Origin of the sequence: Microbulbifer mangrovi, assembly GCF_002009015.1 — a bacterium.
In the GTDB taxonomy this organism is placed as follows: domain Bacteria; phylum Pseudomonadota; class Gammaproteobacteria; order Pseudomonadales; family Cellvibrionaceae; genus Microbulbifer; species Microbulbifer mangrovi.
In genome coordinates this window covers 1-8,939 of sequence record NZ_LZDE01000217.1, presented here as the reverse complement: position 1 = coordinate 8,939, position 8,939 = coordinate 1, and the positions used below count along the sequence as shown (strand labels likewise).

The window sequence follows — 8,939 nt, the reverse complement described above, 5'->3', positions numbered from 1 at the left end:
CGTCCTGGCCGCATACGGTCTCGCAAACAGTTCCCGGCAGTAGCACCTTCAATTCGAATTTCAGTACTTCGTAGGTACTGCTGCTAACGAAGTAAAAAGCCCAAAGCTAAGGCCGAGTGCTGGGTGGAAGTTTTTGAAAGCGTCGGCGACAGGGATGTATTCCCAGGGGGGCGCCTAGCCCGGTTCTGAAAACCGATACCCAGTGCTTGGCCGCAACCGAGGTTAAATAAAAGGAGCCCAGTAACCTTCCGTCACTACTGAACTTTGAACCCCTTGTAAGAATCCAGCTCAGCAGGATCAACCACCGGCCACAAATCGTTGTCCCACTCGATATTCATGATCTTCAACTTCTGCAGCCCGTTATCCGCAGACTCGTAAGCGTGCAGAACCAGATAGTCTTTACCATCAAAGGTATACGCGCTGTTATGCCCAAGACCGGGCCAGGCTTCGTTGCCGGAAATCAGCGGTGTGCCGCCGCCATTGGCCATATCCACACCGTCCTTATCCAGATAAGGGCCGGTAACAGACTTGGAGCGACCTACCGCCAGCCGGTAAGTACTGTCATCACCCTTGCAGCAGAGCCCGCGAGAAATGAACAGATAGTAGTAACCGTTCTTCTCGAAAATAAACGGCGCTTCCAATTCTTCCGAACCCGCCTTATCCACAGGCTGGTACTTCTGACGATCTCCACGCGCGATGGTGTGCCACTCCTGCGGCTCCGCCAGCTTGGTCAGGGACGGATCCAGCTTTACCAGCTTCAACCCCTCCCAGAAAGAACCGAAGCTCATCCAGGGCGTGCCGTCCTTATCGAAGATGATCGCCGGATCAATCGCATTCCAGTGATCCCGGTGCGGGATTGAACGCACCACGATGCCCTGATCCTCCCAGCCGTAGTTCGGAGAGTTCGGGTCCAGAGTGGGGGACACAGTCACACCAATTGCCGACGTGTTCTTGCCGAACGCGGAAACCGAGTAGTAAAGGTAGAAACGGCCATCGTGCTCAATGATGTCCGGCGCCCACAAATGGCCATTGAAGGTCGGTGATACCGACTTGGCCCACGTCGGCTGGCCTTCAAAGCCGCGACCGGAGTAGGTCCAGCGCTTCATGTCCGGGGAGCTGTAAATGGTGATACCCGGGCCGGTGCTGAACAGGTAATAGGTGTCTCCCTCCTTCGCCATCACCGGATCGTGTACATCGATCTGGCGCTGTGGCTTGGCATCGCTGTCGGCACAGGCGGCAAGGGGCAGGGCGAGGCAGGCGGCGAGAACCGCGGACAGGGGGCGGAGGCCCGGCCTCAGTGCAGCGGGAAGTCGGAACATATCGGCTTCTCTAGTTATAAGTGTTGTATTGCTCTCATCAAAGCAACCCCGCACAAGACCCAATGGGATGCTGCGGGGTTGTTCAGTTATTAGTAGTATAATAATATTGTTCGTAACGCAGCAACTGCCACGGGAGATTGCCCCGGCAGCTGCGCATAAAAACAAGATTACAACGATAACGATATTAGCGATGAAGTTCCGAAGCCTGTTTTCCCGGGCGCTCGGCTGTGCCTGCATCTGGCTCTCCGCCTGTGCAGTTGCCGCGCCGACAGCGCAACCCACTCCAGATACCCCCAGGGGCGGGGCTTATCCCTCGCCGTTGGTAGCGCAACGGGCGGATCCGTGGGTGCTGCGTCACGACGGTTTCTATTACTTCATCGCCACCGTCCCGGAATATGACCGTATCGAGCTGCGCCGTTCAGCCACCATCGCCGGGCTCGCACAGGCCGGCGCGGAAGTGGTGTGGCGCAAGCATGCTTCCGGTCCCATGAGCGCCCACATCTGGGCCCCGGAACTCCACCGTATCGATGGTGCCTGGTACATCTACTTTGCCGCTGGTGAGGCGGAAAACCCCTGGAACATCCGCATGTACGTACTGCGCAATGGCGCGGACAACCCGTTGCAGGGCGAATGGCAGGAGCTGGGGCGGATCGCCACCCCGGTGGATAGCTTCTCCCTCGACGCTACTACCTTTACCCACAAGGGCAAACGCTACCTGGCCTGGGCGCAATACGATGTCGAGGACGATCTGGGCTCGCTGCTGCTGATGGCAGAAATGACGTCGCCCACGGAGATCCGGTTGCCGGTAATTACCCTGTCGCAGCCGGATCTTGCCTGGGAGAAGCGCGGTCACAAGGTCAATGAAGGGCCGGCAGTCCTGAAAAGGAACGGACGCATCTTCATCAGTTATTCAGCCAGCGCCACCGATGCTAACTATGCGATGGGACTGTTGTGGGCCGACACGGACGCAGATCTCATGGATCCGCAGAGCTGGCACAAGGCGCCGCAGCCGGTGTTCCATACCAATGCCAAAACAAAGCGCTTCGGGCCGGGGCACAACAGCTTCACCGTGGCGGAAGATGGCGAGACCGATCTGCTTATTTACCACGCCCGGGACTATCGCGAAATCAAGGGCAACCCTTTGTCTGATGGCAACCGCGCCACGCGTGTGCGCCCGCTTTACTGGGATGAAAACGGGATGCCGGATTTTCGCCAGCAAGCCGGTGACTGACGCATGGCCCGTTTATAACGAATAAAAACCGACTACAAAGAAGTGAGTGAGAGTATGAAGAATAAGATTTTGACGGCGATTGCAGCTGCGGGAATGGCAGCCACTGCTGCCACCAGCCACGCTGCCAACCCGGCCATTACCGAAGTGCTCACTGCGGATCCTGCGGCCATGGTGTACGACGATACCGTCTACCTGTACACCGGCCATGACGAAGCCAAGGACAACAAGGGCTTCTACGAAATGCACAAGTGGCTGGTGTTTTCCTCCACAGATATGGTCAATTGGAAAAATGAAGGCTCGCCGCTGGCGGTAAAAGATTTCAAATGGGCCAGGGGCGACGCCTGGGCCAGCCATGTGGTGGAGAAGGGCGGTAAGTTCTATTTCTACACCACCGTGCGCCACGACGAGACCAAGCCCGGTTTTGCCATCGGCGTTGCGGTATCCGACAGCCCCACCGGCCCGTTCAAGGATGCTCTGGGCAAGGCGCTGATCAGCAACGACATGACCACCGATACCGAAATCGACTGGGACGACCTGGATCCGGCCGCCTTTATCGATGATGACGGTCAGGCCTATCTGTTCTGGGGCAATACCAAGCCGCGCTGGGCCAAACTGAAAGACAACATGATCGAGTTGGATGGCCCCATCCACAGCCTGGACCTGCCCAATTTCACAGAGGCCCTGTACGCGCACAAGCACGGGGATTACTACTACCTGACCTACGCCATGGGCTTCCCGGAAAAAATTGGCTACGCCATGAGCAAGTCCATCGAGGGGCCTTGGGAATACAAGGGTATTCTCAACGAGCTCGCGGGTAACTCGAATACCAACCACCAGTCCATCATCGACTACAAAGACCGCTCGTTCTTTATCTACCACAATGGTGGCACCGAGAAGGGCGGCAGCTTCCGCCGCTCCGTGTGTATCGACGACCTGCACTACAACGAAGATGGCACCATCAAGCGGGTGGTGATGACTTCCGAGGGCGTAGCGCCGGTTAAATAACTGGTGCAAATTCTCAGGAGCCCGCTTACAGCGGGCTCCTGAGAAGGAAAAACTGTGGTACTAGAAAATAATTTATAAATCGAAATTACCGCGATGAAAAACATCCTGATCCCTGCGTTGATGCTGACCTATTTGCTGGTCATCACCGCCTGTGAGCACAATACGCGTTATACGCTACAGAGTCCCGATGGCACTCTGTCGGTTGTCTTTTCCCTGACCGAAACCGGGGAGGCACGCTACGCGATTAGTCGCGACCAGGTCACGGTGCTGAATAATTCCGAACTCGGCATCGTACTGGATGACCGTGACCTGAGTAAGGATCTGGAACTGCTTTCTGCAAGTAACCCGACGCTGGTACACACGGAATACGAACTGCGGCAGGGCAAGCGTCGGCACAATACCTACACCGCCGTGGAACAGGTTTTCCACTTGCAGAATACTGCGGGTAACAAAATCGACATCGCCTTCCGTGTCTCCAATGACGGTGTGGCTTTCCAGTACCGTCTGCCAGAGCAGATTAGTGTCGCCAGAGCCGTCCAGGCAGAAACCACGAGTTTCTCTTTTACCCACGGTGCGCGCGCCTGGCTGCAGCCGGTTGCCGTGGCCCAGACCGGCTGGATGAATACCAATCCATCCTATGAAGAGCACTATCATATGGATGTGCCGGTTACCGATATTCCGGCCAGTGAAGCGGGCTGGGTTTTCCCTGCGCTGTTCAAGACCGAGGGTGGCTGGGCGTTGATTACCGAAGCGGGGATGGATGGTCGCTATCACGCGTCGCGTCTGCAGGGAAAAGCGGCGTCCGGTGAGTTCCGTATCGGCTATCCGATGGATGCAGAGCGCTATACCGGCGGTGCACTATTGGCCGAATCATCACTGCCAATGAAAACTCCCTGGCGGATTATCGCACTGGGTGGATTGGATACCATTGTCGAGTCCACACTGGGTACCGACCTGGCGGAACCGGCCATCGCACCGATGGACTGGGTCAAGCCGGGAACCGCCAGCTGGAGCTGGGCGCTGCTGAAAGATGACTCGGTCAACTACGACACCCAGGTGCGCTTTATCGATTACGCGTCGGATATGGGATGGCCGTATGTACTGGTAGACGTGAACTGGGACCAGAATATCGGCTACGAAAAAATGGCTGAGCTGGCGGACTACGCTGCGCAGAAAAATGTGCGCCTGTTGCTGTGGTACAACTCTTCTGGCGCCTGGAACAAGACTGAATATACCCCGAAGGGAAAACTGCTGACCCGCGCGCAGCGCCGCGCAGAATTCGCCCGCCTGCAGGAGATGGGAATTGCCGGTATCAAGGTGGATTTCTTTGCTGGCGACGGCGTTTCGGTGATCGACTACTACCGCCAGATTCTCAGTGATGCCGCAGACTTCCAGCTGCTGGTGAATTTCCATGGCGCTACGCTGCCGCGTGGCCTGCATCGCACTTTTCCCAACTTTATGACGGCAGAAGCGGTGCACGGCTTTGAAATGATCACCTTTATGCAGGACTCCGCGGACAGGGCCGCCGGACATATGGCAATGCTGCCGTTTAGCCGCAACGCCTTTGACCCGATGGATTTTACTCCCACGGTATTTTCTCAAATCCCCAACATAAATCGCCGTACCAGCAACGGCTTCGAACTGGCCCTGCCGGTGCTATTCCTCTCCGGCCTGCAGCATATTGCCGAAACCGACCTGGGTATGGCCGAGGTACCGCAGTTTGCACGCGCATATCTGGAGGATATTCCCGCAGTGTGGGAAGAGAGCCGCCTGCTTGACGGTTATCCTGGAAAATATGTGGTGATTGCCCGGCGCAGTGGCGACGCCTGGTACGTGTCCGGAATCAACGCGACACCGGAGCAAAAGGATTTACAACTGGACCTTTCGTTTGTCGGCGCGCGTCTGGGCAAATTAATCAGCGACGGCAAGGACGCCCGCACGCTGGAGCGCAGTGAGCTCGAGAGCGGCAGCAGTGTCAAAGTTTCCATGAATGCCAACGGTGGATTTGCGATGGTTTTCCCCGCGGATCCCCTGGTTAAAAATTGATAACGAGGTAGAACAATGCACAGTAAATTATTTTTCAGCCTAACCCGTTTTACCCCCAAAGGCCTTATCCCGAAAGGCATCGCCGCCGGGGTAGCACTCGCAGCGCTCACCGCTTGCCAGCCATCTGTGGACGACACGGAAAAATCTGCGGCCAAAGCTGGAGGCAAGTCTGCCAGTACTGCGCCGGTCACCCCGTCTGTTCAGGCCGACACCCAGGCGGGTGCCCCGGAAGGTATGTTTGCCAATCCGCTGTTTGCCAATGGCGCCGATCCCTGGCTGGAGTACTGGGATGGTAACTACTACCTCACCACTACCACCTGGACTTCCCAGCTGGTAATGCGCAAATCCCCGACCCTGGATGGCCTCGCTACCGCGGCGCCGGTAAATATCTGGTCCGATACCGATCCGGCCCGCTGCTGTAATTTCTGGGCGTTTGAATTTCACCGCCTGAACGGTCCCAACGGCTGGCGCTGGTACCTGATGTACACCTCCGGCCAGCATGGCACCCTGGATCACCAGCACCTGTCGGTGCTGGAAAGTGTTGGCGACGATCCCATGGGCCCTTATGTGTACAAGGGCTCGCCGATGCCGGATAGCTGGAACATCGATGGCACCTATCTCGAGCACAACGGCGAGCTCTACCTGTTGTGGTCCGAATGGGTGGGCGACGAACAGCTGAACTGGATTTCCAAGATGACCAATCCCTGGTCTATCGAGGGGCCGCGTGTGGTCATTACCCGTCCGGAAGCGGAGTGGGAGAAGAGCGGACGCAAGGTAAACGAAGGCGCCGAGATCCTGAAGAAGGACGGTCGCACTTTCATGATCTATTCCGCCAGCTTCTGCGATACGCCGGACTACAAACTGGCGATGAAAGAGCTGACCGGTGACGACCCCATGAATCCGGACCACTGGACCAAATATCCGGAGCCTGTGTTCCAGCGTGGCAACGGTGTATTTGGCCCGGGCCACAATGGTTTCTTCACCTCTCCGGATGGCAGCGAGGACTGGATTGTCTATCACGGCAACTCCAAGGAGACCGATGGCTGTAGCGCGACCCGCTCGGTGCGTGCACAGAAATTTACCTGGAACGACGACGGCACCCCGAACTTCGGTGAACCGGTACCGGAAGGTGAATTCCAGAAGCTGCCGTCCGGTGAAAATGGTCCGCTGACCACCAAGGTACAGGGTGCGAAATGGCAGCTGAGCAACGCGGCCAGCGGCCAGTGTCTGACAGGTAATGGCCTGGCAGCCTGCGGCAACGATGACAGCCAGTGGGTACTGGATAACACCGCGGATGGTGCTTACCGTCTCGCCAATGCCGCCAGCGGCAATTTCCTCAACGCTGGCAGCGAGCTGGCGCCGTGGACCAATACCGAAGCCGAGCGCTGGACCCTCAACCAGGATGAGAACGGCTGGGTACAACTGCTGAACCGCGATACCGGCGCGCCACTGACGGCGAAAGACTGCAGTGGTGACGGCTGTGAACAGTGGTCCCTGCAACCGGCGGAAGAAGTGGCTATCGCCAGCGTACAGAGCGGTCGCGTATTGCAGACTGCCGGTTGTACCAGTGGTGCCGAGATCAGTCAGGGGGTATGGAATGGCGAGTCCTGTCAGCGCTGGAGCATCGCGCCGGCAGAGGAAGGCTTCGTCAAGATCCAGACCGGTGACCAGTGCATGACCGTTGCAGATAACGCAGTAGTGCCTGGCGCGCCCGCAGTGCTCGGTAGTTGCGACGGCACCAGTAGTCAGTGGCGCCTGCTGCCGCTGGCAGAAGGCAGCCTGCAGATCCAGAACCGCGAGAGCAAGCACAACCTGGATCTTGCCCACTGCGGTCTGGCCGAGGGTAATACTTTCGCCCAGGCGCCAGCGGCGGACAGTGACTGCCAGAAATTCCAGCTGCGGGAGATTCCCGCACGCGGCTGAGATTTTCCTGAGAGTGACTAATTCGTTAGTGAGTGTGTGACCGATTTTTATCGGGCTTGGGTGGCTGCAGCAATGTAGACCACCCCTTTTTATTTTTAAACGGCTTTATCATTTCACCATCGCTTGTGGAAACCGATCCTGGCCTCAAAAGATTCAACATCCCCGGTATCGATATCCTGGGTGTAGTCGATGATCCCGAACAGACTGGTGGTGCCACTGAAATCGGCCGTTAGACCGATACCGGTTTCCAGGGTTGCCTGCCCCCTGTCTACCAGGATGGGTGTGATGTTGTAATAGACCCGGTCAGAGCCTGCGTCTTCATACCAGATGTTGGCTTTGAAGTAGGGCCGCCACACGCTGGAACCGCGCACGATATCCGCCACAAAGCGCCCACCAATGCGTGCGGTCAGCGCATTCACATTGTTGAAATCAATGCGGGAGAACCTGTCCCGGGTACGTTCCATTCGCTGGTGCTGCCAAATCAGCTGACCCTGGGGTTCGAGGGTCCAGGTTCCATCCAGCGGAATGGGTACGCCAACTTCCATAGACGCCGATACCTCATCGCCGTCGATATTGGCCTCCAGATCCCGGTAGGAACGACTCTCTCCATCAAAACTTGAGAGTAGTAATACCCCGTCAAAATAGGCACCACCTACCCAGTGGTGGGTCCAGTAACCGCCGAGGTTGTATTGGTCTAGTTCAATTTTACCCGTCGCCAGGTTTTCCTGAGCCAGGGCGAAACCACGCACATCGCCGTTGGCACCGCCGCGGCCGATCATCACACCAAAAATATCCCGTTGCCCGTCCGTACTGCTGTGGCCGTAAACCGGAACACCCAGTTGCAGCCCCCACAGGTTGCCGTCGAAGTCCGGCTTGACCGTGCCTCCCTGTTCCAGTTTGAGCTGATTGCCGAAAGCCCGTACCCACAGTGCACTGGCACCATTGTTGCGCTTTGACCAGGCCTGCTCGCCTTCCCGTTCGTGGAAGGTTCCTAGGGTTTCCAGGCCCAGTGCGCGACTTACCGACGGAAGGGCCACCTCCACCGAGACCTCGGGGCGGTAAAGTGGGATTGGCTGCGGCGTAGGGCCGCCACCGGAGCTGCTAGAGCTGCTTCCTCCGGAGCTGGAGCTGCTTGAACTGCCGCTGGAACTACTGCTCCCCGAGCTGCTTGAGGATGAGCTACTAGAGCCGCTGCCACCGGAGCTTGAGGAGCTGCTTGAGCCACTGTCGTTGCCCCCCGAACTGGATGAACTGCTGGAGGTACTACCGCCGGAGCTCGATGAGCTGGAGGACCCGCTGGAGGTGCTGCCGCCGGAGCTTGACGAACTGGAAGAACTGCTGGATGTACTACCACCGAGCTCGAGGAACTGCTGGACGTGCTACCACCGGAACTCGAAGAACTGCTGGATGTGCTA

Annotated in this window: 6 protein-coding genes and 1 pseudogene; 5 read left to right on the top strand and 2 right to left on the bottom strand. The window is 57.5% G+C overall.

Annotated features, from left to right (window positions below):
* Window positions 1-254 precede the first annotated feature (254 nt).
* Window positions 255-1,319, bottom strand: a complete 1,065-nt coding sequence (locus B4U49_RS02725; protein ID WP_078083044.1) for an arabinan endo-1,5-alpha-L-arabinosidase — start codon at window positions 1,317-1,319, stop codon at window positions 255-257.
* 190 nt (window positions 1,320-1,509) lie between these two features.
* Here B4U49_RS02725 and B4U49_RS02720 point away from each other — a divergent pair, with 190 nt between their 5' ends.
* From B4U49_RS02720 to B4U49_RS02705, 4 genes are all read left to right on the top strand, one after another.
* The gene (locus B4U49_RS02720; protein WP_078083043.1) at window positions 1,510-2,550 is read left to right on the top strand and encodes a glycoside hydrolase family 43 protein; all 1,041 of its coding nucleotides are present in this window, start codon (window positions 1,510-1,512) and stop codon (window positions 2,548-2,550) included.
* A 54-nt stretch (window positions 2,551-2,604) separates the two neighbouring features.
* Window positions 2,605-3,555 carry a glycoside hydrolase family 43 protein gene (locus B4U49_RS02715; RefSeq protein WP_078083042.1) on the top strand — a complete coding sequence of 317 codons (951 nt, stop codon included), beginning with the start codon at window positions 2,605-2,607 and terminating at the stop codon, window positions 3,553-3,555.
* A 93-nt stretch (window positions 3,556-3,648) separates the two neighbouring features.
* A complete protein-coding gene (locus B4U49_RS02710; RefSeq protein ID WP_078083041.1) occupies window positions 3,649-5,601 on the top strand; it encodes a glycoside hydrolase family 97 protein in 1,953 nt (650 codons plus the stop codon).
* Between the two features lie 15 nt (window positions 5,602-5,616).
* Complete coding sequence (locus B4U49_RS02705) at window positions 5,617-7,524, top strand: family 43 glycosylhydrolase (protein ID WP_078083040.1); 1,908 nt, start codon at window positions 5,617-5,619, stop codon at window positions 7,522-7,524.
* Window positions 7,525-7,637: 113 nt separating this feature from the next.
* Here B4U49_RS02705 and B4U49_RS02700 read toward each other — a convergent pair.
* A pseudogene (locus tag B4U49_RS02700) lies at window positions 7,638-8,615 on the bottom strand (autotransporter family protein); the annotation flags it as partial.
* Window positions 8,616-8,754: 139 nt separating this feature from the next.
* Here B4U49_RS02700 and B4U49_RS19235 point away from each other — a divergent pair.
* On the top strand, window positions 8,755-8,939 hold a 185-nt coding region (locus B4U49_RS19235; protein WP_204902970.1), incomplete at its 3' end, for a hypothetical protein.

Coding starts and splice junctions, on each gene's coding strand:
- B4U49_RS02725 (WP_078083044.1), bottom strand. CDS start 1,319: ATGTTCCGACTTCCCGCTGCACTGAGGCCGGGCCTCCGCCCCCTGTCC.
- B4U49_RS02720 (WP_078083043.1), top strand. CDS start 1,510: ATGAAGTTCCGAAGCCTGTTTTCCCGGGCGCTCGGCTGTGCCTGCATC.
- B4U49_RS02715 (WP_078083042.1), top strand. CDS start 2,605: ATGAAGAATAAGATTTTGACGGCGATTGCAGCTGCGGGAATGGCAGCC.
- B4U49_RS02710 (WP_078083041.1), top strand. CDS start 3,649: ATGAAAAACATCCTGATCCCTGCGTTGATGCTGACCTATTTGCTGGTC.
- B4U49_RS02705 (WP_078083040.1), top strand. CDS start 5,617: ATGCACAGTAAATTATTTTTCAGCCTAACCCGTTTTACCCCCAAAGGC.